Annotated in this window: 23 protein-coding genes and 2 tRNA genes; 18 read left to right on the top strand and 7 right to left on the bottom strand. The window is 43.7% G+C overall.

Annotation, left to right across the window (positions count from 1 at the left end; genetic code table 11):
- Window positions 1-32 precede the first annotated feature (32 nt).
- Window positions 33-1562, bottom strand: a complete 1530-nt coding sequence (locus tag D7V92_RS16895) for a lipopolysaccharide biosynthesis protein (RefSeq protein ID WP_011966612.1) — start codon at window positions 1560-1562, stop codon at window positions 33-35.
- Window positions 1563-1806: 244 nt separating this feature from the next.
- Window positions 1807-2343 carry a UpxY family transcription antiterminator gene (locus D7V92_RS16890; RefSeq protein WP_036612860.1) on the bottom strand — a complete coding sequence of 179 codons (537 nt, stop codon included), beginning with the start codon at window positions 2341-2343 and terminating at the stop codon, window positions 1807-1809.
- 346 nt (window positions 2344-2689) lie between these two features.
- Here D7V92_RS16890 and dnaG point away from each other — a divergent pair, with 346 nt between their 5' ends.
- From dnaG to D7V92_RS16875, 3 genes are read left to right on the top strand one after another with little or no spacing between them, the layout of a single operon-like run.
- Window positions 2690-4807, top strand: coding sequence for a DNA primase (gene dnaG / locus D7V92_RS16885; protein WP_121773350.1), 2118 nt, complete (start codon window positions 2690-2692; stop codon window positions 4805-4807).
- A gap of 13 nt (window positions 4808-4820) precedes the next feature.
- Window positions 4821-5693 (top strand): ABC transporter ATP-binding protein, encoded by an 873-nt coding sequence (locus D7V92_RS16880; protein ID WP_008780206.1) that lies wholly within the window; start codon window positions 4821-4823, stop codon window positions 5691-5693.
- On the top strand, window positions 5690-7006 hold the full coding sequence (locus D7V92_RS16875) for an ABC transporter permease (protein ID WP_121773349.1): 1317 nt from the start codon (window positions 5690-5692) through the stop codon (window positions 7004-7006). The genes D7V92_RS16880 and D7V92_RS16875 overlap by 4 nt, the downstream gene beginning before the upstream one ends.
- A 61-nt stretch (window positions 7007-7067) precedes the next feature.
- Here the strand turns inward: D7V92_RS16875 and D7V92_RS16870 are convergent.
- Window positions 7068-7138 (bottom strand) — tRNA-Gln (locus D7V92_RS16870).
- A gap of 33 nt (window positions 7139-7171) precedes the next feature.
- A tRNA-Gln gene (locus D7V92_RS16865) sits at window positions 7172-7242 on the bottom strand.
- A 287-nt stretch (window positions 7243-7529) separates the two neighbouring features.
- Between D7V92_RS16865 and rsfS the strand changes: the two genes are divergently transcribed.
- From rsfS to D7V92_RS16850, 3 genes are all read left to right on the top strand, one after another.
- Entirely contained in the window at window positions 7530-7889 is a 360-nt protein-coding gene (rsfS, locus tag D7V92_RS16860; protein WP_005854895.1) for a ribosome silencing factor, read from the top strand.
- Between the two features lie 30 nt (window positions 7890-7919).
- The gene (gene ftsH, locus D7V92_RS16855; protein ID WP_034531951.1) at window positions 7920-9974 is read left to right on the top strand and encodes an ATP-dependent zinc metalloprotease FtsH; all 2055 of its coding nucleotides are present in this window, start codon (window positions 7920-7922) and stop codon (window positions 9972-9974) included.
- Window positions 9975-10116: 142 nt separating this feature from the next.
- Window positions 10117-10950, top strand: a complete 834-nt coding sequence (locus tag D7V92_RS16850; RefSeq protein WP_005854890.1) for a phosphatidate cytidylyltransferase — start codon at window positions 10117-10119, stop codon at window positions 10948-10950.
- Here the strand turns inward: D7V92_RS16850 and D7V92_RS16845 are convergent.
- On the bottom strand, window positions 10937-11638 hold the full coding sequence (locus D7V92_RS16845) for a porin family protein (RefSeq protein WP_008778155.1): 702 nt from the start codon (window positions 11636-11638) through the stop codon (window positions 10937-10939). The two genes, D7V92_RS16850 and D7V92_RS16845, sit on opposite strands and share 14 nt — an antisense overlap.
- 153 nt (window positions 11639-11791) lie before the next feature.
- On the opposite strand from D7V92_RS16845, the gene D7V92_RS16840 reads away from it, so the two are divergent.
- Complete coding sequence (locus D7V92_RS16840; RefSeq protein ID WP_005854886.1) at window positions 11792-11962, top strand: DUF362 domain-containing protein; 171 nt, start codon at window positions 11792-11794, stop codon at window positions 11960-11962.
- A gap of 107 nt (window positions 11963-12069) precedes the next feature.
- Here D7V92_RS16840 and D7V92_RS16835 read toward each other — a convergent pair whose 3' ends face one another.
- A complete protein-coding gene (locus tag D7V92_RS16835; RefSeq protein ID WP_005864945.1) occupies window positions 12070-12459 on the bottom strand; it encodes a DUF3276 family protein in 390 nt (129 codons plus the stop codon).
- Between the two features lie 223 nt (window positions 12460-12682).
- On the opposite strand from D7V92_RS16835, the gene nusB reads away from it, so the two are divergent.
- The 10 genes from nusB (at window position 12683) to D7V92_RS16785 (ending at window position 22080) form a co-directional block, all read left to right on the top strand.
- The gene (nusB, locus tag D7V92_RS16830) at window positions 12683-13609 is read left to right on the top strand and encodes a transcription antitermination factor NusB (protein ID WP_005864942.1); all 927 of its coding nucleotides are present in this window, start codon (window positions 12683-12685) and stop codon (window positions 13607-13609) included.
- Between the two features lie 62 nt (window positions 13610-13671).
- Entirely contained in the window at window positions 13672-13986 is a 315-nt protein-coding gene (gene yajC / locus D7V92_RS16825) for a preprotein translocase subunit YajC (protein ID WP_005864940.1), read from the top strand.
- Window positions 13987-14000: 14 nt separating this feature from the next.
- The gene (locus D7V92_RS16820) at window positions 14001-15014 is read left to right on the top strand and encodes a YbbR-like domain-containing protein (protein WP_005864938.1); all 1014 of its coding nucleotides are present in this window, start codon (window positions 14001-14003) and stop codon (window positions 15012-15014) included.
- A complete protein-coding gene (gene coaE, locus D7V92_RS16815) occupies window positions 15007-15588 on the top strand; it encodes a dephospho-CoA kinase (RefSeq protein WP_036612883.1) in 582 nt (193 codons plus the stop codon). The genes D7V92_RS16820 and coaE overlap by 8 nt, the downstream gene beginning before the upstream one ends.
- A gap of 211 nt (window positions 15589-15799) precedes the next feature.
- Window positions 15800-16237 carry a DUF5606 domain-containing protein gene (locus D7V92_RS16810; protein WP_005864934.1) on the top strand — a complete coding sequence of 146 codons (438 nt, stop codon included), beginning with the start codon at window positions 15800-15802 and terminating at the stop codon, window positions 16235-16237.
- 206 nt (window positions 16238-16443) lie between these two features.
- The gene (locus D7V92_RS16805) at window positions 16444-17409 is read left to right on the top strand and encodes an ROK family protein (protein ID WP_005864930.1); all 966 of its coding nucleotides are present in this window, start codon (window positions 16444-16446) and stop codon (window positions 17407-17409) included.
- 11 nt (window positions 17410-17420) lie between these two features.
- Window positions 17421-18161, top strand: a complete 741-nt coding sequence (locus D7V92_RS16800) for an N-acetylmannosamine-6-phosphate 2-epimerase (protein WP_008773364.1) — start codon at window positions 17421-17423, stop codon at window positions 18159-18161.
- Between the two features lie 65 nt (window positions 18162-18226).
- Window positions 18227-20506: a pyruvate formate lyase family protein gene (locus D7V92_RS16795; RefSeq protein WP_057327821.1), complete on the top strand. Its 2280-nt coding sequence runs from the start codon at window positions 18227-18229 to the stop codon at window positions 20504-20506.
- Complete coding sequence (locus tag D7V92_RS16790; RefSeq protein ID WP_121773348.1) at window positions 20496-21425, top strand: glycyl-radical enzyme activating protein; 930 nt, start codon at window positions 20496-20498, stop codon at window positions 21423-21425. The genes D7V92_RS16795 and D7V92_RS16790 overlap by 11 nt, the downstream gene beginning before the upstream one ends.
- Before the next feature lie 64 nt (window positions 21426-21489).
- Window positions 21490-22080 carry a sugar O-acetyltransferase gene (locus D7V92_RS16785; RefSeq protein WP_005854862.1) on the top strand — a complete coding sequence of 197 codons (591 nt, stop codon included), beginning with the start codon at window positions 21490-21492 and terminating at the stop codon, window positions 22078-22080.
- A gap of 74 nt (window positions 22081-22154) precedes the next feature.
- Here D7V92_RS16785 and D7V92_RS16780 read toward each other — a convergent pair whose 3' ends face one another.
- Window positions 22155-23048 (bottom strand): AraC family transcriptional regulator, encoded by an 894-nt coding sequence (locus tag D7V92_RS16780; protein WP_005854860.1) that lies wholly within the window; start codon window positions 23046-23048, stop codon window positions 22155-22157.
- Between the two features lie 168 nt (window positions 23049-23216).
- On the opposite strand from D7V92_RS16780, the gene D7V92_RS16775 reads away from it, so the two are divergent.
- Window positions 23217-23993: a DUF1080 domain-containing protein gene (locus D7V92_RS16775; RefSeq protein WP_005854859.1), complete on the top strand. Its 777-nt coding sequence runs from the start codon at window positions 23217-23219 to the stop codon at window positions 23991-23993.
- Window positions 23994-24013 lie beyond the last annotated feature (20 nt).

Genomic DNA, 24013 nt, shown 5'->3' with positions numbered 1-24013 from the left:
CATTTTTCATAACGACTACAATTTTTCCTCTATCACTTATATATCCCACAAATTTTCCTAAGTTGAACAATCAAAATTTCCCGTTCTCTTCTATCTAAACCGAAACAATACATAACTAAAAAATTCAATACCAACGAGAGTATTCCTAAAAAAATAATTTTCTCTTCATCACCAATCATTTCCAATGGTAAATAAACAATAGGGAAGACAAACGCAGTCACCACGATCACTCTCCCTAACACCTCTCGCAAATATCTTTTAATAGAAAAAGCATAAAGCCGCTTCAAATACCACAAGCGCACCCAAAGTATCAAAATACTCAAAATACAACGAATCTCCAGTACCACCTCTGGTACATACCCTATCCTCAAAAACAAATAACTGACTGGCAGGTTGGCCAGGATCATCACACTCATCAGTATCTGATAATCACGGATCTTTCCCGTGGCCTGTACCGATACCCAAAGTGGACCTTGCAAAGCGTCCAGCAAAGAGAGCAATATCATCAAGCGACAAAACGACACCGTATGCGCAGGTACCTCCCCCAACCACAGCGACAACACTTCCTCACAACAGATATACAGAGGCAAAGAGATAGCGAACAACAGGAAATAAGAGTATTTCGAGGTACGCATGATCAAGTCGATGAAATAACAACGATCGCCTGACACATAGGATTTCACGATCTGAGGATTGAATGCTGTCTGGAAATTACTCACAAAACTATAGACCGCCGTTTGTACCTGATTGGCGATACCCATAGCAGCGTTCACCGTCACGCCGAAAAAAAGATTCAACAAGATGTTCAATCCTTGCGAGGCTCCCATATTGGCTATTCCTCCAAACAGACTCCAGCCAGAGAAACCTAGCAACTCGCAGAACAACCCTTTATCCCAAAAGAAATGATAATGACATACTGCAAACGATCGCCTGCAATACAAATAATAACAAGCCAACACCAAAGCCAGTACGACAAACATCAAGAACCCATAAAAGATCAAACGATCCCATGCGGTCCAAGTCAACAAATACACAATCAACAAACGAAACACGGCCTCAATCACACTGATATAAGCATAGAATGACATCCGCTCATGTGCGATAATGGCTGCGTTATAAGGAGCACGCATGATATTAACACAAGTGCCCAATATCGTAAATTGATATGTAAGTGTCACCGCCCATCCCCTATCCGCAGGATATTGGATGTAGCGTTCCAAAAACCACAACCCAGCAGTCTCCGCAAGTACGAACGTCAGCAACGCTATTCCTAGATGGATCGTGACACTGGCAGAGAACACGTGTTGGGTTGTCACCAAATCCCCACGTCCCAACTCATAATTCAAGAACCGTTGCGTGGAGGTGACCATGGCGTTATTGACAAACGTAAAGAGTACAACTATTCCTCCCACCACGTTATAAATCCCGTAGTCCTCTACCCCCAGCATCTGTAATACAACTCGGCTGGTGTATAGCGTCACCCCCATGATCAAGAGCATACGTACATAGAGGAACAGCGTGTTCTTCGCTATCCGCTTATTATTCTCGGATATTGAATGCATATATCTTATTGAGAATTGGTATCCTTCAAATTTAGAGCAACTGTAACACTCTTCAAATTCTCAAGCGTACAACTTTCTTGATTTGCACACAGCCTTCATACTGCTTGGATAGCCATCAAAACGAACCACATAAAAAGCGTTAGCACTGACTTCGGTCACGCAGTATATATTCAAGGGAATATACAGTATATATCCGGATGCACATGTAGTATATATCCTCAAGAGACAGATAGGTAGATATATGTTATAGTAACCGAATATATTTAGGATCGACCTCTACAGCAGCAACCAACAGACCTGGTATCTCTACGATCAAACGTTTCACACGGGCCCCTCGTATAGAGAGTAAACGACCCTCGTAGCCATCCAGTGGACCACCCTCGATGCGGATCATGCGACCGTACATCGCAGGAGTTAATTCTTCCACCAAGAAATAACGTGGGGAATCATCGGAATGGACAGCACAGATAAAACGGTTCATCTCCGCATGGCCTACCGTCATCGGCTTACGGTAGCCACCACGCAAATAACGATATTGGAGGGTACTGATCTCTTCTACGATTGGATCCATACAGGTACGGGTAGTATGGGCAAAAAGTAAATCGTGCAGAAGAGGAACCTCCTCACGAATCCGCTTACCCTTCCTCTCGACCAACCGCCAACGCATAGGAGTGAAAATCTCAATACCCTTTTCCTCTAGCAACCTATAGGCCGGGCGTTTAGCATTGGGACGGGTCAAGTCTCGCAATACGAACCAATCGTCTGTTAAAGGATATTCCATTGGATAAGGGATAATTCTTCTAGTCCTGAAAGGATGTGTATTTTCTTAATATCCAATCAGTTATACAATAGACTCTTGTAAGTTAGAAAGCGTATACTCTCTTTTCAAGACCTTTTGTTGCCATCGAAGCCAACTTGTTTTACGCTCAAAAGACCCTATATTTAATACCGAGAAGGCATTTTTATAGCCTTTGAGCTATTTTGGCAAATAGGCTACTTGGCGAATAGCATTCGTTTCACGCCGCAAATATAGCAAAAAATAACCAAACACAAGCAAACATCAAGCCTTGTTTGTGTTTGGTTATTTTTCACTACATTTGTGTTCGCTAAAAAAGGAGTAATTTAAAATGATCGATCAACCTACCATAGACCGGATATTGGATGCGGCGAACATCGTGGATGTTGTCTCTGAATTCGTGACTCTTCGGAAACGAGGGATCAACTATGTAGGATTATGCCCATTTCATTCGGACAAATCACCGTCTTTTTACGTATCCCCCTCAAAGAATATCTGTAAGTGTTTCGCTTGCGGAGAAGGTGGAACCGCCGTTCACTTCATCATGAAGCATGAGCAACTCAGCTATTTCGACGCTTTACGCTTTCTGGCGAAAAAATACAATATAGAGATACAGGAACGGGAACTTACCGAGAAAGAGAAACAAATCCGTAGCGACCGGGAAAGTATGCTTATCGTCAATAGTTGGGCGGGACAATACTTTTCTACTTTATTACATGAGCATGTTGAAGGGAAAAGCGTAGGTATGCGTTACTTTGCCGAGCGAGGATTGCGGGAAGATATCATCCGTAAATTCCAGCTCGGGTATAGCTTGGACCAGCGGGATGCTTTATACAAAACCGCTATAAAAGCAGGTTATAAAAAGGAATTCCTCGAGAAAACCGGTTTAGTTATCGCTTATGATAATGGAAACGTGAACGATCGTTTTCGAGGACGTGTCATCTTTCCCGTCCATACGCTAAGCGGAAAGGTCGTGGCATTCGGCGGACGTGTATTGAAAAAGGACGAGAAGACCGCGAAGTACGTAAACTCTCCCGAAAGCGAGATTTATCATAAGAGTAACGAGCTTTACGGCATCTATTTCGCCAAGCAAGCAATCATGAAACAGGATCGCTGTTTCTTGGTGGAAGGATATATGGACGTGATCGGTATGCACCAAGTGGGCGTAGAGAACGTGGTTGCCTCCTCGGGTACGGCGCTCACGCAAGGGCAAATCCGGCTCATACATCGTTTCACGAATAATATCACGGTATTATACGATGGAGACGACGCCGGAATCAAAGCGGCTCTCCGGGGTATCGATATGTTATTGGAAGAAGGGATGAACGTCAAGGTCGTGCTTCTTCCAGCGGGAGAAGATCCGGACTCGTTTGCCCGCAGCCATAGCGCAAGCGAGTTCGCAGAGTTTATCAGCCAGAACGAGACGGATTTCATCCGTTTCAAGACGAAGTTGTTATTGGCGGAAGCGGGGGGTGATCCGATCAAACGTTCCGCCCTGATCTCGGATATTATCCGTACGGTAGCGATCATACCTGATAATATCGCTCGCTCCGTGTATATCCGGGAATGTAGTACGACCATGGAGATAGACGAGCAAGTCTTACTCAACGAGGTCAATAAGATCCGTCTCAACAAGGAAGAGAACCAAGCGGCTAAATCCGTAAGGAATACACCGCCCGTTCAATCTCCCGTCAATACGATTCCGGAGTATCCGGATTTCCCCGGCTACCAACCGTATACACCGGAAGAGGTGAATACTCTTCCTCCGGAAAATATTCCGCCTCCACCGCCCGAAGACTATATTCCGGAAGAGGAAGCGGGTCCGCCCCCTACTCCTCCCTACAAGGTTCCGACGGCTCCCAACATACAGGTCCAACCGAAACGTTCTCCTTTTGAGGCTTATGAGTTGGCTCTTCTGCGCTATATCGTACGATATGGCGAACGTGTCCTCTATGACTACGTAGATGAGGAGACCAACGAGCATGTCATCATGAGGGTCGCCGATTATATCCGTTTCGATCTGGAACGTGATGACCTTACGTTTTATACGCCAGCCTTCAAACAAATGCTGGACGAAGCTGCTGAACGTTGTCAAAACGAGGGCTTTATGGCCAGTCGTTATTTCCTTGCCCATCCGGACCCGAACATCAGCCGGCTTGCCGCCAACCTTATCAGCGATAAGTACCAGCTTAGTAAATATCATACGAAGTTCAGGGAACTGGAGCAAGAAGAAGATAAATTGGATTACTTGGTACCCCGGGAAATCTATTCTATGAAAGATGCCTATATCCTCCATAAGATAAAGGATATCCAAGCGAAAATCAAAGAGGCTCAAAACAAGGGAGACATGGAGCTGATCTTTGATTTAATGAAACAGAACGCCCACCTCAACGAGATCAAGAACGTGCTCTGCAAAGAGCTGGGTGAGCGTATCGTATTAAAAATGTAATAAAAAAACATCTATGAATTTCCTTGAGACAGAAAACGTGGTAAAACAGTACGCCGGGCATCTGGCGCTGAACAAGGTAAGTATCCAAGTTCCTCAAGGAACAATCTTTGGATTACTGGGGCCTAACGGGGCGGGCAAGACGACCTTGATCCGGATCATCAACCGGATTACAGCGCCGGATAGCGGAATCGTTCGCTTCAACGGCCATGAATCCAGCCCGGAAGACATCTACCAGATCGGTTACTTGCCGGAAGAGAGAGGGTTGTATAAAAAGATGAAAGTCGGGGAGCAGGCGATCTATCTGGCACAATTGAAAGGTCTCTCCTACCCAGAGGCACGCAGTCGTTTGACCCGTTGGTTCGAGAAATTTGACATCATGCCTTGGTGGAATCGCAAACTGGAAGAGCTGTCGAAAGGAATGCAGCAGAAAGTACAGTTCATCATTACCGTGATACACGAACCCGAGCTATTGATCTTTGACGAGCCATTTAGCGGATTCGATCCGGTCAACGCCGATCGCCTTAAACAAGAGATATTGGAATTGAAGGCGGCCGGACATACCATTATATTCTCAACTCACAACATGTCCTCCGTTGAGGAGATTTGTGACGAGATTGCTTTAATCAATCGCTCTGAGGTCGTCCTGTCCGGCAATGTCAAGGAGGTACGGGAACGGTTTAAGAGTAATACCTATATATTAAATGTACGCAAGGAGACTGGAGGTATTGAGGAGTTAAGGATACGCAAGGAAGAAAATATCAGTAACTCCGATTGGCTTACCCGGCTGGCGTCCCAATATGAGATTCTTTCCTTCACGGAGGAGATCCCTTCTATGAATGACATTTTTATCAACACCGTTTCCGGTACAAACACATCAAAGGTATGAGCAAAATTGGATTAATCATCAAACGGGAATATCTCCGGAGAGTAAGTAAAAAGTCATTTATCCTGCTCACGTTCCTCACACCGTTTCTATTCGCTGCACTTGCGTTCGTCCCCCTATGGCTCTCTTCCATCAAGGGAGATGAGGTTCATACAGTCGCCATACTCGACGCCACCGGCAAATACGCCCCGTTGTTCGAGGATACGGAAAGCTATCGTTTTATCAACGGCGACAAAGATATGGATAAGTACAGGCAAATGTCGGAAAAGGAGATATTCGCATTTCTCAACATCTCCGACGACTTGCAGAAAAATCCGAAAAACGCAACCCTCTATTCCAAGAAACAAATCCCGGCGGATTTGAGCCGACTCGTCAATATGACATTAAAGAAGCAGATAGAGAGTGACAAACTGGCAACATTCAATATCCCCAATCTACAAGAGATCATAAAAGAAAGTAAAGTAGATTTCAACATACAAACGATCAAATGGGGGGATGACGGAAGCGAAAAGCAATCCTCGTCCGTAGTGGCATCCATAACCGGAGTAATTTTCACCATGCTTATCTATATGTTCATCCTAATCTATGGAGGAATGGTCATGCAAGGGGTTATGGAAGAAAAGACGAACCGGATCATCGAGATTATGATCTCGTCCGTCAAACCTTTCGACTTAATGATGGGTAAAATTATAGGAATCGGTTTTGTCGGGCTTACGCAAGTATTCCTTTGGGCGGTTATGACCTTTATTCTCATCAGCGGGGGAACTTTCTTTTTGGGAGGAGGTATGGAAAGCGAGATCTTGCAATCAAGCATGGCACTTAACACAACCCCTAACATGACGGTTATCGCAGCCCAGCAGCCGGCAAATGAATGGATAGAGATGCTTCATACGATTAACTTCACCGAGATAGGCATCTTGTTTATCGCTTATTTCATAGGCGGCTACTTATTATATTCTTCTTTATTCGCCGCTATCGGATCAGCTGTAGACGGCCAAGAAGACACGCAACAATTCATGCTACCAGTCACGCTTCTTTTGGTTTTCGCCCTCTATGCGGGGATCTATAGCATGGAAAACCCTGACGGACCATTAGCTTTCTGGTGCTCCATGATCCCCTTCACTTCTCCGATCGTCATGATGGTCCGGGTGCCATTCGAGGTGCCTTTGTGGGAAATACTACTTTCCATTGGATTTTTGTATATATCATCCATCGGTTTTACTTGGTTTTCCGCCAAAATATACCGTGTAGGCATTCTCATGTATGGTAAGAAACCTAGTATAAAGGAGATGTCCAAATGGCTTCGTTACAAATAAAAACATGATATCTACAACAAAAAGCCTCGCTACTCTTATCGAATAACGAGGCTTTTTTATGTTGTTCTACCTGGATTCGAACCAGGACAAACAGGACCAGAATCTGTTGTGCTACCATTACACCATAGAACAATCTCTACAAAATTGTCAAGTAAACTTTAAACGTTGTTCTACCTGGATTCGAACCAGGACAAACAGGACCAGAATCTGTTGTGCTACCATTACACCATAGAACAATATTTAACAAATCACCAACTCTCTTGTTAGCGAGTGCAAAGGTATATACTTTTTCAAAATTTGCAAATAAACCTTCGAAAAAAATGTCCAGAAAAAACACGTACGTCTTTCGGATAAAACACGTACATGTTTTCTCAAAAAGACGTACGTGTTTTTTTAAAAGCTTATAACGATCGAGGAGATAGTCTCAAACAAGGTATTACACATATATTAATGAAAGAAAAAGACGTATGTAACGAATTAAGAAGTATATTTGCGACTTGGAAAATTATATCAATAGAAATAAATGGATCAAACAAAAGAATTAGTAAAAACGATTGTTGAAGGCCTTCAAGAAAAAAGAGGCAAAAATATTGTAACAGTAGATTTAAGCCAGACTTCTGGTGCCATTTGTCAATATATGGTTATTTGTGAGGGAAACACTCCTACCCAAGTTTCTGCTTTATCCGATTCCGTATGGGATTTCGCACGCAAGAATGCAAATGAGAAGCCTTTGTCTATTGACGGTACACAGGGCGCTCAATGGATCGGCATGGATTATGGCACGGTTCTTGTACATATATTCCTGCCGGAACAACGTGCATTTTATAACTTGGAGAACCTTTGGGCAGACTCGAAGGTTATACAAGTACCTAACATTGATTAAGCCGGTCTAAATATTTGATGATAATCTCTTATGGAAAATAAAAACGACATGTTTAATAAAACACCGAAGGGCGGGAAACCTAAGATGTTCCGCTTTAATTTGTATTGGATGTACGGGTTGATCTTCATCATGCTTGTTGCCCTATACATGACAAATGATTCTTCGGGAGCGAAAGAGCTAGGCTGGACAGAGTTCCAGAAACTAGCGCAGGAAAACGTATTCGATAAAATGACAGTCTACAACAAGAAGAACTTGGTGGAGGCTACAGTGAAAAATGGAAAGACTGAACAGGTCTTTGGGAATATGGACGTTTCTAAAATCGGGGTTTCTCCGAAAGTATACGTAAAAATCCCGTCGGCCGACAAGTTTTCCGATTTCTATGACAAAGCGGTAGCCGATAGTCACATCGATACACAAGTCCGGTTCGAGGAAGGCGATGACGCTATCTGGAATTTCTTGGTTTCATTCGGCCCGATTATCTTATTGATCGGTGTATGGATGTTCTTGATGAGACGTATGTCCGGTGGTACCGGCGCAGGTCCGGGTGGCGTGTTCAGCGTTGGTAAGGCAAAAGCTCAGCTTTTTGATAAAGATAATGACCGTAAGGTGACATTCAAGGATGTCGCCGGATTGGCGGAAGCGAAACAAGAGGTAGAGGAAATCGTCTCTTTCTTGAAGAATCCGGAAAAATATACTGAATTAGGAGGTAAGATACCCAAGGGTGCATTGTTGGTAGGCCCTCCGGGAACCGGTAAGACATTATTGGCGAAGGCTGTTGCCGGAGAAGCTAATGTGCCGTTTTTCTCCTTGTCTGGTTCTGATTTCGTGGAGATGTTCGTCGGTGTAGGCGCCTCCCGTGTGCGTGACTTATTCCGCCAAGCGAAGGAAAAATCTCCTTGTATCGTCTTTATCGATGAGATCGATGCGGTAGGCCGTGCCCGTGGGAAGAACGCGAATATGAATAGCAACGATGAGCGTGAGAACACGTTGAACCAGCTGTTGACCGAAATGGATGGTTTCGGCTCTAACAGTGGTGTTATTATCTTAGCCGCTACAAACCGTGCGGACATTTTGGATAAAGCGTTGTTGCGTGCCGGACGTTTTGACCGACAAATCCATGTTGAATTACCGGATTTGAATGAACGTAAAGAGATATTCGGGGTGCATTTGCGTCCGATCAAGATAGATGAAAGCGTAGACGCTGAGTTCCTAGCAAGGCAGACTCCGGGCTTCTCGGGTGCTGATATCGCTAATGTTTGTAATGAGGCCGCTTTGATCGCCGCCCGTAACGGAAAGAAATTCGTACAGAAAGAAGACTTCATGAATGCGGTAGACCGCATTGTCGGTGGTCTTGAAAAACGTTCGAAGATCACGACGGAGGAAGAACGGAAATGTATCGCGAACCATGAGGCCGGTCACGCTACGTTAAGTTGGTTGTTGGAACATGCCAATCCGCTGGTTAAGGTGACAATCGTTCCCCGTGGTAAGGCATTAGGTGCGGCATGGTATTTGCCGGAAGAGAGACAGATCACCACCCGCGAGCAATTGCAGGATGAGATGTGCGCTACTTTAGGAGGACGTGCCGCAGAGGAATTAGTCTTGGGAAAAATATCCACAGGCGCATCCAACGATTTGGAACGTGTCACGAAACAAGCATATGCGATGGTCGTTTACTTTGGTATGAGCGATAAACTTCCAAACTTGAACTATTACGACTCCACCGGACAGGATTGGGGATTCACCAAGCCTTATAGTGAGGAGACCGCAAAATTGATCGATACGGAAGTACAGAAGATCATCAATGAGCAATACGACAGGGCAAAACGGATATTATCCGAGAATAAGGAAGGACATAGTAAACTTGCGCAGGTATTATTGGATCGTGAGGTAATCTACTCAGAAGATGTAGAGCATATCTTCGGGAAACGCGCCTGGATCTCCCGTTCCCAAGAGATTCTGGAGTTGCAGGAAAAGGCTAACGGAAAGAACAAGGAGAATGCGGATAAGGAGGCAGAAGCGGACGCAACAACGGAAAACGTAACCGATACTCCTACCGAAGAAAACAAGACAGGGAAAATAGCTTGACCAAAGTCAAGACATTCATAACAAGTAAGGCTGGGGCGTATCTTTGATCAAAAGTTACTATCCAGCCTTCCTTATTGCTGTATTATCAATTTATTAGTTATATTTGCAGCCAAAATTACAAACAAGCAAAAACACTATTGTTTTGAAAAATCTGATTACACGTGCATTGACTGGCATCATTTTCGTCGCGGTATTAGTCGGTGCGATCTATTTCCACTCCTATTATTTTCTTACGGTATTTGGACTCATTACCGGACTTTCTCTATGGGAGTTCTACGGATTGGTTAAACATTATGAGAATGCCGCCATCAAACGATTTGTCAGCTCCTTGGGGGGAGCCTACCTCTTCGCCGCCACATTCGGTTACGCCAATGGCTTGGTTGGAGGCAATATATTTCTCCCCTATCTTTTATTCTTAATGTATACCATGATCACCGAGCTTTACGATAAAGCCAGTAATCCAATCAATAACTGGGCATTGACCTTATTCGGTCAAATCTATTGCGCAGGCTCTTTCTCTCTGCTAAACTTTATTACATCGGTACCTAATACGCCGGGCGAGATCGTACATATCCCCTATTTTGCCTTGGCTATTTTCGTTTTCGTATGGGTAAATGATACGGGAGCTTATCTAGTGGGATCTATGCTTGGAAAAAGAAGATTGTTCGAACGTATCTCTCCCAAGAAGTCCTGGGAAGGTTTTTACGGAGGGTTGGCATTCGTATTAATAACCTCCCAAATATTCGCTTGGTTCATGCCGGCCACGAACTGGTACACATGGCTTGGATTAGCCGGCACGATCGTAGTATTCGGGACTTGGGGCGACTTGATCGAATCTTTGATGAAACGTACGTTAGGCGTGAAAGATTCCGGGCATGTATTACCCGGACATGGAGGCATGCTGGATCGCTTCGATAGCGTAATGATGGCTATTCCGGCCGCTTATATCTATATCGAGTTATTTATTCGAAATTAAATGTCAGGATCACCATACGGGATGTAGCTTTCGATAAGGCATCCGTATATTTGATATTTGCTTGATCTACCAAGTCCGGACGATCTTTCTCCAATAGGTTAACCAATCCGAAACAGAATTTCAGCTCCGGGCATAACTTAAAGTAGGGTAGATAGATATCACATCCCAAGCCAAACTCAAATCCGAAGTCCGTGCTTTTCAATAGAATCGGATTACCTTTCTTACGGCCTATATCCACGGAGCCATAGATACCGCCGATCAAATAAGGACGATAATTATTCAAGCGTAAAGCCGTATATTTAACGTCTAAGGGGAAATTCAGATAACTGGAACGAACGTTCGTGATGAATTCCTCTCCCGTAGCCTGTTCCCGAAACTTAAATTTCTTATCTCCGAAATGGATAGAAGGCGTGAAACGTAAATTGAAATAAGGATTCATATACATATCTCCGATCACCCCGACACTAAAGCCGGGTGAGTAAGAAGGAATCTCCGCGAACCAAGTCTCTCCATTGGTCATGACACCGGTATGGGTCAATAACAAATCCTGCGAGTGAATACCCACATGAAACCCCAGATGAAGCCATTTCAAATCAGCGTACGGCTGATTCCTCACCCTTTCCTTTTGAGCCATGGCTCCCATGGTAGCCAAGCTTACCACATATAATATAAGTAATAATCGTCTCAAATCTCAACCTATTTTGTTTAATAACGAAAACCCGACAAAGATATTGCAAAAAAGAAGATTTTTGAAGAAAATAAGCCAGTAGATATTTTTTAAATAGAAAGAAAGCTATATTTTTGCACCTACTAATAGTTATCAATTTAAACGTTTAAAAAAATGGCTTACGTAATTAGCGATGATTGTATTGCATGCGGAACTTGTATTGATGAGTGTCCGGTAGGAGCAATTTCAGAAGGTGATAAATACAGCATCAACCCTGAAATGTGTACAGATTGTGGAACTTGCGCTGACGCATGTCCTACAGAGGCTATCCACCCGGCTGAATAATTCGCAGCAAAGAATAGGATTTTCCTTTGCGGAAAGCTCCTAACACATAACGGGCTGTTTCTCTCCATGAGTAAAACAGCCCGTTATCTTTTTCTCTTCGTGTTACATTAAAACTCAATATCCAACTTTATAGCACCGGAAGCCATATCCTCCTCCGGGGAATCGCCATGAATCGTTTCCTCCTCTTCAGGTTCCACCACGTCTTCCGCGGATTTCTTCAGATTTGAGTTCTTGATATAACTGATTACATCTTGCATTCCCTCCATAAACTTCTCAAAGTCCTCCTTATAAAGGAAAATCTTATGCTTCTCAAATGAGATTTGCAAACCATCCTTTGATTGAATTTTCTTACTTTCCGTAACGGCAACGAATAGGTCATCTTTCAAATTCCTCTTCACATCCAGATAATAAATCCGTTTTCCCGCTTTAATGGCTTTAGAGTATAGAATCTCCCTGTCGCCACCTTCAACATGTTTTTTATTCCTTGATTCTTCCATGACAGCTAACATTCGTTAAAAAACCACCCACTTTATATAACTTGCTTCAAATATGTGCATTTTTTTTTTATTAGCAACTATTTTAACGATCGAAAATACGCCCATTGAGGCTAAATTTGTAAAATATCATCTAACACATATAAAATTAAGTAAATCCGGATTCTTTTATGGAAAAAACGACTACCTTTGCAGCCTAATTTATAATAAGAAGTTCCTTCAAACGATGATCAACAGAATTTTAATCCGCATTAAAGTTTTACAGATAGTATACTCTTACTATCAAAACGGAAACGGTGACCTCAAAGTTGCGGAAAACGAATTGCTTTTCAGCCTTCAGAAGTCATATGACTTATATTATTATTTCTTACTCCTAATTATCGAAGTTACCAACCTGCAAAGAAGGATCCTTGACACCCGGAAGTGCAAATACATGCCTACCGATGAGGAGTTAAACCCGAATACACGCTTCGTAGACAATCGTTTTGTCGCTCAATTAGCGGAAAACGATACGTTGAAAAAGTATGTGGACGAGCAAGGTCTCTCATGGAGTAACGACGAGGAGTTTGTTAAAAACGTATTGGATACGATCTTAAGCTCTGAAATTTACGCCGAATACTTGAAAAACGAAGAAGACTCGTACGAGACGGATCGTGAGTTCTGGCGCCAGATCTTCAAGAAAGTAATCTGTGGGAACGAGATGATAGAGGAATATCTGGAAGACAAAAGCATCTACTGGAACGACGATATTGAGATCGTAGAGACTTTCGCCTTGAAGACTATCAAGAAATTCGAGGAGAAGAAAGGTAGTAAACAAGCCTTATTGCCAATGTTCAAGGATTTGGAAGACAAGGCTTTCGCAATCAAGTTATTCCGTCAAAGTTTGTTGAAAGGTAAGGAATATCGTGAACGCATCGACAAACATATGAAGAATTGGGAAACCGAACGTATCGCCAATATGGACTTGATCATCATGCAAGTCGCCTTAGCCGAGATTTTATCGTTCCCGACCATTCCCATCAACGTTACCTTAAATGAATATATCGATGCCGCAAAATATTATAGTACACCTAAAAGCGGAACATTCATTAACGGAATTCTGGATTCAATAGTCAACGAATTAAAAAAAGAGAAGTTATTGCTCAAAGATTAATTATTATCATTACATTTGTGCATATCATTATTGATATTAACTTGTAAAACGATTATTATAGTATGAACTTACTCAGTATTTTACTTCAAGCTCCAGCTGGAGGAAGTCAGTGGTCCGGTATTTTGATGATGGTAGTTATCGTAGCTATCTTCTATTTCTTCATGATCCGTCCGCAACAAAAGAAACAAAAAGAAATCCAGAAATCACGTGAGGCGTTGAAAACAGGCGATAAAGTGATTACCGCCGGAGGTATCTATGGAAAGATCAAAGAGATCGGTGATACTTATATGCTAATCGAGGTAGCGGATGGAGTACGTATCCGTGTAGATAAAACTTCTATTTTCGCTTCAGCGGAAGACGCTCAGCAGCAGAAATAATCTAACTACAGAATATGTCACGACTTGAGAACATACAAAATTCCTTCAAGTCTATCCAAGCAAAGACTAAGGCTTTTTTCCACGGAGACAGATGGAAAGAGGTCTTGGTCTTTTTCTTTTTCGCCCTTTTGGCTTTCGGTTTCTGGCTACTCCAAAGCTTGCAGCAGGAATATGAGATAGAACTTGTTTTTCCGGTTAAGTATAAGAACGTACCTGCCGATATAGCGTTTAATGCCCCTGAGGTGGAAACGATTACCGCAAAGGTAAAAGACAAGGGTAGCGTTTTACTCAACTATACTTTTGGAAGATCGTTTGCTCCGATCGAAGTGAACATGAAGAATACGAAGGAGAAAAATGGTTCGGTTCAAGTAAGTAAAAGGCAGATCGAGAACGATATTCAAAAACAATTGATAGCCACTACGGCATTACAAAGTTTTGATCCGCAACAAATAGATATGGATTTCAGTCAACGGGTCCATAAGGAAATACAGGTCGTTTTTAATGGTGATATTCATATGGAAGCCGGCTTTCAATTATCCGGGGATATCCAAATCAATCCCCAAAAGATCAACGCTTATGCCACCGCAGCGATCTTAGATACGTTGACCTCGGTCAAGACGGCTTTCACTGAAGTTAAAAAAGCGAATAAAAACATTACGAGAACCGTACAACTAATCAAAGTAGACGGCGTTAACTTCGATCCGGAAAACGTATCTATCACGATTCCGATAGAGGAGTACACGGAGAAGACATTGGAAATACCTGTCTCTTGCAGTCATATACCGCCACATTATACGGTACGTATGTTTCCGGCGGTCGTAAAAGTGACTTGCAGTGTGCCCTTGTCCCGATTCAAAGGACTTTCGGAAGATATGTTCTCGATTCATATACCTTTTGAGGATCTGGAGCAAAACGTATCTGGTACCCTACCCGTCAAACTCACCAAGAAACCAGACTGGGTACATACGGCAACCTTATTGCCAGATAAGGTAGAATTTATTTTGGAACACAACAATAAGCATGATTAAAATAGGTATTACAGGAGGGATCGGGAGCGGCAAATCCGTCGTAGCCTCTTTATTAGCGTTATCCGGTGTACCCGTATACATAGCGGACGAGGAAAGTAAATGGCTGACAAATAACTCCCCGGTTATCCGTGAGAAATTAACAGCCCTTTTCGGTCCGGAGATTTATACGAATGAGGGATTGAACAAGAAACTTCTAGCCTCCCACATCTTTAATAATCCGGAACAATTACAACAGGTCAACCAGATCATTCATCCTGAGGTAAACCGTCATTTCTCGGCTTGGGTAGAGAGACAGACTTCCCCTTTATGCGCCATCGAATCCGCCATATTATTCGAATCCGGTTTCTACAAAGTGGTAGACATAAGCTTGATGGTCTATGCCCCAAGAGAACTCCGCATCGAAAGAGCCTTGGGGAGGGACTCAGCCTCGAGAGAAGAAATCGAACGCAGAATCAACAGCCAAATATCGGACGAGGAAAAGAAAGATCGCTCCGATTATGTTATCTATAATGACAATAGACAGGCCCTTATACCGCAAGTAGGCAAACTGTTATGTTGGCTTCAATCCCAATAATCACCGATAGTGGGACGAGTGGCTTTTACAGCATCTTACCTTCATCATCCAATGAACTTAAGATACTTCGTCAACGAACCTAAGATACTTTGTCGATGCACCTAAGATACTTCTCCAACGAAGTTAACTGTCCTCATGACGGAAGAATTCCACTTTTTCTTATTACCTTTGTCACCTCGAAGTTTAACACTTATAGAAAATAAAAAACATTATGTTGAAGACTATTTTGTCTATTTCGGGAAAACCCGGTCTGTATAAACTGGTTTCCCATGGAAAAAACATGTTGATCGTTGAATCGCTGACTGATAACAAGAGAGTACCCGCATACGCAAAAGATAAAGTAATCTCATTAGGCGATATCGCAATCTATACGGATGAAACAGAAGTGCCTTTGCATGAGGTATTGACTAGCGTAAAGAATAAAGAAGAGGGAAAAACCGCTTCTTTGGTACCTTCCAAAGCCACGACAGACCAATTGCGTGCGTACTTTGCCGAGGTATTGCCTAGCTATGATCGTGAGCGTGTTTATCCAAGCGACATCAAGAAACTACTCTCTTGGTATAACATCTTGATCAACGCAGGTATCACTGACTTCACCCCGGAAGATGCTCCGGCAGAAAAGGAAGCTGCTGAAAAAGAAGCTGAATAACAGCATACGACATAAAGATTAAAGAAAGGACCGTTCGATACCCATCGTCCGGTCCTTTTTTATATTGCCACATTAACCAACAAGAGCACTTATGCAAAAATAGTCCATTATTTTAGGCTAAACCTCACATTGTCTAGGGCGGGTAACTCCTCTATCTTTGCCAACAAATAATTCACTCTATTGACCTCATAAAATAAAGAGCAAAGATGGAAAGCACCAAGTATTATCTCGGTCTGGACGTTGGCGGTACCAATATGGTCGCTGGCGTAGTAGATGAGAATCACCAGATTATCGCAAAGGAGAGTATACCGACACAAGCCGGACGCACAATCGAGGAGATCACCACCGACATGGCGGAAGTCAGCAAAAAAGCGGTTCTCAAAGCAGGCTTGCAAATGGAAGACATCTCTTCTTGGGGCATCGGCATGCCCAGTTACGTAAATCCAAAGACGAACCTTTTGGTACATGCCAATTGTTTCGGATGGAAGAATGTCCCCATCTACGACTATTTAAAGAAGCATATCTCATTGCCTACTTATATAGCCAACGACGCCAATTGCGCGACCTATGGAGAGGTCTTGGCCGGATCGGCCAGCCAATATACCGACGCCATCATGCTAACGCTAGGAACGGGAGTCGGAGGCGGAATTATCATGGGTAAGAAGATTTATTCCGGATCCGATAATATGGGAGCCGAACTCGGACATACCAAATTGGTATACAATGGCGAACGCTGCACATGCGGGCAAAAAGGTTGTTTGGAAGCTTATTGCTCATCCACCGCATTAATCCGTATCATGAAAGAGACCTTACAAAAGAACAAGGACACCTTGATATGGAAACTTTGCGGCGAAGACGAAAATAAAGTCAATGGAGAGATTCTTTTCGAGGCCGCTAAACAAGGGGATTCCCTCGCTAAACAGATCGTCGATGACTATATCAGTAGACTGGCCGCCGGAATCTCCACGTTCATAACCATCTTCCGTCCGCAAGTAATCATCTTAGGGGGGGGTATCGCACATGCAGGTGACCTGCTGTTGAAACCTTTAAACGAGAAACTACATACTTGTACCTTCGCCGCCGAGGAAATAGGTATCCCTCAAGTTATCCGTGCGGAATTAGGAAATGACGCCGGAATAATCGGCGCCGCGCTTTTAGAGAAAACGATGTAACTAAAAAAGATATGAAAACAAATAAGAAAGAACTTTTAGATTCATTCAAGGGAGGCCTGATCGTATCCTGTCAAGTACAACATGATGATCCGACTTTTTCAATAGACTTTGTCGTAAAAATGGCAAAAGCCGCCCAATGGGGAGGAGCCGTGGGTATCCGTGCCAACGACCCAGAGCAGATCAAGGCAATTAAAAAAGAGGTGGATTTACCAGTAATCGGGCTTTGGAAAATCTGGCACGATGACACGGATGTGTTTATCACCCCAACCTTAGAGGCCGCTAAAGCCGTATGGGAAGCCGGAGCCGAGATTATCGCCTTGGACTGTACGAGCCAAATAACCCATGAAGGCCGCCCTGCATACGAATTGCTACCAATCGTCAAGAAAGAGATACCGGAAGCGATCATCTTCGCCGACGTATCCAATTATGAGGAAGCTGTACGTGCCGTAGAAATGGGAGCCGATATCGTTGGCCCTACCTTATATGGATATACGGAAGCAACCAAGCATATCGAGCAACCGGATTTACGAGAATTCGCCCGTATGTGCCGTGACTTTAAAGACAAAGCCTATGTCATTATGGAGGGGCATATCTACTCGCCGGAAGATGCCATGAAATGTATCTTCCTCGGAGCTCATTCCGTAGTAGTAGGTAGCGCGATCACCCGTCCGCACTTGATCACGAAACGTTTTACGGACTTACTAACCGGTTACCAAAATAACTGGCGGGAAGCCGAAAGAAGCAAACATTAAAAAATCATCTGCTTGTAGAGATAGGGCATGCCCCGTCTCTACACAATATTAACAACAATAATCATATGGCAAATTTCAATGTAGAAGGGGCGCAAAACGTAGAGATCAGCAAGAAAATACCTTGCGAGAAACCTCTGATCGTACAACTGGAGATCATGGAGCGGTATACGGCAGTCCATAAAGCCTGTGCCGCCCTACCCAAAGAGATACGTGAAGTGGAATGCCTGAAAGTTTTATACCCCACGCTATTTCGCAAGATCACGGATCAAGACTTGATCGCCGGACGTACGGACTTCCTACCCATCGGGTTCGGATGCGTAACTTCCTTAGGGGGTGTCGGGCATTATTGCGTATTCAAGAAACTCCGTGCCTTCCAGCAACAACTGGATGAAACTGAACGAAAACGGGTGGATACGTTATATGATTATTGGTTGGATCACGATTTAAAGACCCAATTCAACAAGGAGGTCCTCACCGAGGATACATTGGGTATGTTCATCGACTGCGAATACCCGATGATCGCTACCGCACGTCTATCCGGAATGATGCTGGATTACCCGAAACTATTGGATAAGGGCATCGGTGGCCTTCGCTCTGATTTACAGGAGAAACTCAAAGAGCAACCCGATAATAACTTTTACAAAGCAGGCATCCAATGTCTGGATATTTTTGTAGATTGTGCTTCTCATCTCCAGCAAGACGCTAGAGAGCAAATGGCTTCAGCCAACATGAAAAGGCAAAAAGAATTAGAGCGTATCTGCCAAGCCCTAGAGAACATCAAGGAGAAGAAACCCGGTACGTTCCATGAAGCGATGCAGTTATTCTGGTTATTCGCTTTGTTGGCCGGTGTTATAAACTACGGTCGTCTGGATGATTATCTAGGCCCTTATTTAGTAGCCGATCTCAAGTCCGGGCGATTGACCGACGAAGAGGCATACCGATATATCCACTCGCTTTGGACCATGATTGAAAATCGCCGTACCACCGTAAACGGACGTATCATCGTAGGCGGTAAAGGACGCAAGCACCCGAAAGAGGCCGACGTATTCCTGCATATCGCCATGAAAGTAGCGAAAAATTGCAGGTATGTAGAGCCGCAATTCACCTTGCGTTTCGATAAAGAGACCTCCGAGGAAATCTGGGACGAAGCGTTGGACGCTTTGGGTGCGGGAGCTACTTACCCGACCCTTTACAATGACGACGTAAACGTCCCGGCCGTCATGTACGGAATGCGTGTAGACGAGAAAGCAGCGGAACAATACGTGCCTTTCGGGTGTACCGAGTTCGTGATACAAGGACAAAGTACGGGTACGCCCAACATCTGCATCAATTTACTAAAACTACTTACGATTTATATGAATGATGGTATCGACCCGATTGACGGTAAACGTAAATCCGGGCCGGTACCTCTAAAGAAATTAGAGGAGTATCAGACATTCGAGGAATTCTATGACGGTTACAAGGCTTTACTCGATTATTATCTGGATCTGTCTGTCAAAGCCCAATACCATTCGTATGAGGTGATGAACCAGCACGTAAGTTTCTTGTTTACCAGCCTATTGACCGATGATTGCATCGCACGGGGAAAAGCGCTTTTGGACGGAGGCGTACGTTATCTAGGCGGGACAAACGAGACGTATGGCAATATCAACACTTCCGATTCCCTGTGGGTAATCCGGGATCTGGTATTCAATCAAAAAAAATACACGTTACGGCAATTAAATGATGCCATGCTAGCTAATTTTAACGGCTATGAGGCTTTACGAAAAGATTGCCTAAACTGTGATAAATATGGTAACGACCTTGAGACTGCCGATACGATGGCCAACGATTTGTACGAGTTCGTAGCGAAAGGCGTACGCGATCGCGGTATCGCCATCGGTATGCAATACTTCTTGATCGTTATCAGCAATAATCAATTAAACACGGAATGGGGAAACCGGACCGCCGCCTCACCCGACGGGCGATTATCGTGCATGTATATGAATCCTGCCAATAATCCGCAAGGGGGAGCGAATAAAAGCGGCCCCACGGCCATGCTGAATTCCTTGGCGAAGTTCGACGCCAAGTATCATGGAGGCTCGGTACAAAACATTAAGTTTTCTCCTTCCATGTTCAACGAGAACAGGGCTGTCATCAAGAGCCTGTTCAAGACTTATTTTGCGAAAGGGGGTTGCCACTTGATGGTGACTGTAGTAGATAAGGGAGTTTTAGAAGACGCGGTAGAGCACCCGGAAAATTACCCGGACCTAATCGTCCGGGTAAGCGGGTTCTCCGCGGTATTCGTCGATTTATCTCCCAATATTCAACAGGAACTTTTAAGCAGGGTATTATATGATGAATAAATATAAGGTTAGCGAGAATAGGTTATCAATCATGGAGATCGAACGGTTCGCCGTTCACGACGGCCCGGGCATCCGGACCGTCGTTTTCCTTCAAGGTTGTCCCCTACATTGTTCATGGTGCTCCAATCCGGAATCCCAGAAAAGGAAACCGCATTTGCTCCATATCAATAATAAATGTATCGGATGCGGACGTTGCGAGGCGATTTGTACACGGGGAAATATCTCTATCCAAGATCATTATCCGGTATTTAATCGGCAGGCTTGTGTGGCGTGCAAGGCTTGCGAGCGTATATGCCCGCAGAACGCTATTAAGTTTGTCGGTGAATCAATTACCTCATCCGAGGTTATGGAAATCCTTTTACGTGACCGGGATTATTACCTGAATTCCGGTGGAGGGGTTACGTTTTCCGGAGGGGAAGCTTTCACGCAATTCGAGGGATTGATGGATTTGCTGATCCAATGCAAGAACGAGAAACTGCATACCTCCGTAGAGACTTGCGGGCAAGTGAATCTTGATAAGATAAAGCAAGCGCTTCCGCTTATCGATTTGTTCTTGTTCGATATCAAACATACGGACAAGGATTTACTTCAGAAAGAAACTGGAGCGAACTTGGATACGATCCTCACGAATTTACGGTATATATCCAGTAAGAGCGCTAATAAAGTAACGATCCGTGTACCGGTAATTCCCGGTTTCAATTTCAATGAGAATACACTCCGGGAAATATTCATGCTGGCGAAAGAGAATCGTATCAAATGCGTACACCTGCTTCCCTACCATACATTGGGAAAAGATAAATACGAGCAATTAGGTCTCACCTATCCTTATCCCTGCGAGCAAATGCTAGCCAAAGAAGAGCTGTTCCCCTTTAAGGAGATGGGGGAAAAAATGGGTTTGGAAATACGAATCGGAGGATAAACTCCTCCCAATAAAATAGTATCTTCGCGCAAATCATCGTTTTATAAATCTTAGTAAGAGACATATGAAAACAGAAAAAGAGAAAGCGGCGGAAGGTCTATTATACAATGCGAATCATGATAGTGAGCTTCAAGATGAGATGAAAAGAGCGAAATGCGTCCTTTTCAAATACAACCAATTGCCCCCCGACCAAGAGGAAGAAAAAGATCGGATTCTAACCTCTTTTCTAGGCAAGAAAGGGAAGAACACCGTTATCCTATCCCCTTTCCAATGCGATTATGGCTATAATATCGAGATTGGGGATAATTTCTTCGCCAACGTGAATCTCGTTATCTTGGATGGAGCGAAAGTTCGTATCGGCAATAACGCATTCATCGCCCCGAACGTAGGCATCTATACCGCCGGCCACCCTTTTGACGTAAAGCAACGTAATGAGGGTTTGGAATACGCTTTTCCCGTGACTATCGGCGATAACGTATGGATCGGTGCGCAAGCCTGTATCCTTCCCGGGGTGACCATTGGCGATAACACGGTAATCGCCGGAGGAAGCGTCGTAACCAAAGATATTCCGGCCAATGTTATAGCTGCCGGCAATCCCTGCCGTGTAATCCGGGAAATAACGGAAGCCGACCGGAATAAATACCGCCAGCCCTAAGCTCCCGTTTAGGGTATCCCTAAGCCCTCGTTTAGGGCAGCCCTAAATTCCCGTTTAGGTTCATCGTAAATATCTCACTTCGGTAACGAGTGCCGGTAATCCTTGGGTGATGTCCCTACTATCTTCTTAAAGATACGGCTGAAATAGTAGGGATCGTCAAAGCCCAGTTTCAAGGCGACTTGATTGATCTTCATATTCGTATGTAATAATAGCTGGCAAGCCCGGTCTATTTTCATATGCAAGAAATAATTCATCGGAGCATAACCGGTTTCCTTGAAGAAAAGCCTGTACATATAAGATTCCGAATAGCCGAAATGAGAGGCCAATTCCTTTAATGTCAATTTATTCTCCAGATTCTCCGTCATGAAGTGGGTCGCCAAACTAATAAAGAACGTATTCTCCGCCTTGCTTTTGGAGAATTTAGCCTCCCTATACGTCTTCACATAGAGGAAAGAGGCGATCAAATGATTAAAACTTAAATTGACGTAATTAACCGTAGCCTCATCCGTCCCACTCTCCAACACATTCAATAGTTCATCAAAAAAAGCGATACGATCGCCGATACGGGAATTATCATCCATGTCGATCGGGATCACCCCTTGCAGTTGATCGCTGATATACTTCGCCTTTTTCCCTTTAAAATGTGCCCAATAAATATACCAAGGATCATGCTCGCTCGAACCATATTGATGGGGCTTCTCTGCCGGGAGGATGAAAAAATGATTCTCGGGTACGACATATCGTTTTCCATCCAACACGTACCAGCCCTCTCCTTTGGTGCAATAAATTAAAAGATACTCTCCACAACCGGACGCACGATCAATATAATGGCTTTCCGCCTTCGGAAAATACCCCATAGAGTGTACGACCAAGTCCGCGACTAACGGGTTGTTCAACGCTTGTTCTATAACGTAGAAAGGATAGACAATCAATCGCTGACCGGAAAAACCATGCTTTATTTTCGCCATAAACCAGAACTTTTAGATGGTTACTGAATAACGCAAAGATAATCCATTTTTTTTAGCTAGATACTCTATTATCCAAATCCTTTATGTGCAGTATTTTTGCCAATGAACAAATAAACCATATCAAATGGCGTTATCATAAGGAGATAATTAAACTAAATATTCTAATATATGAAAAAGATCGTATCTATTTTTCTAGTAACCATTTACGGGATGTGTATGGTTGCATGTGGAAGTCGTTCCTCATCCACGGAAGTAAAAGATAATGTATTGACTGAGGAAGAAAAAGCGGAAGGCTATACCTTATTATTCAATGGCAAGGATTTTACCGGTTGGAAAATGTTCAACGGGGGTGATGTCAAGGGATGGCAGGTAGAAGACGGGGTGATCGTCGGCTACGGAAACGGTGGTGACGTGATAGCGGATACTACGATCAAGGTAAGTACCGATATCGTTACCGTTAAGAACTACCATAATTTCCAGATCAAATGGGATTGGAAAATCGGGGCGCAAGGAAACTCAGGATTCTTATATCACGTACAAGAAGGGCCTAAGTACAAAGCTCCTTTTGAAACCGGCCCGGAATACCAGTTGATCGATGACGATAACTATCCTTGGGTCAGCGAGACCGGAAAAGAGGGATTGGAAGACTGGCAGAAAACGGGTTGCAACTACGCTATGTATGTACCGGAAACCAAACAGGTGAACCCTCCGGGAGAATGGAACTCCTCTATGGTACTTTACAAGGATGGATATGTTGAGCACTGGCTGAACGGAGAAAAACTATTCTCTTTCCAAGAAGGGTCCGAAGATTGGAAGATGCGTCGTTATAGCGGTAAATGGGAAGCTTTCCCCGATTACGGTATCTCTACCACCGGTAAACTTTGTTTTCAGGACCATGGAAGTAAAGTATATTTCAAGAATGTAAAGATTAAGGATTTAGATTAATTGTATTTAGAAATCAATGC

The organism is Parabacteroides sp. CH2-D42-20 (assembly GCF_003670185.1).
In the GTDB taxonomy this organism is placed as follows: domain Bacteria; phylum Bacteroidota; class Bacteroidia; order Bacteroidales; family Tannerellaceae; genus Parabacteroides; species Parabacteroides distasonis.
The sequence above is the reverse complement of the archived record's forward strand: the minus strand, read 5'-3'. Positions and strand labels throughout refer to the sequence as shown.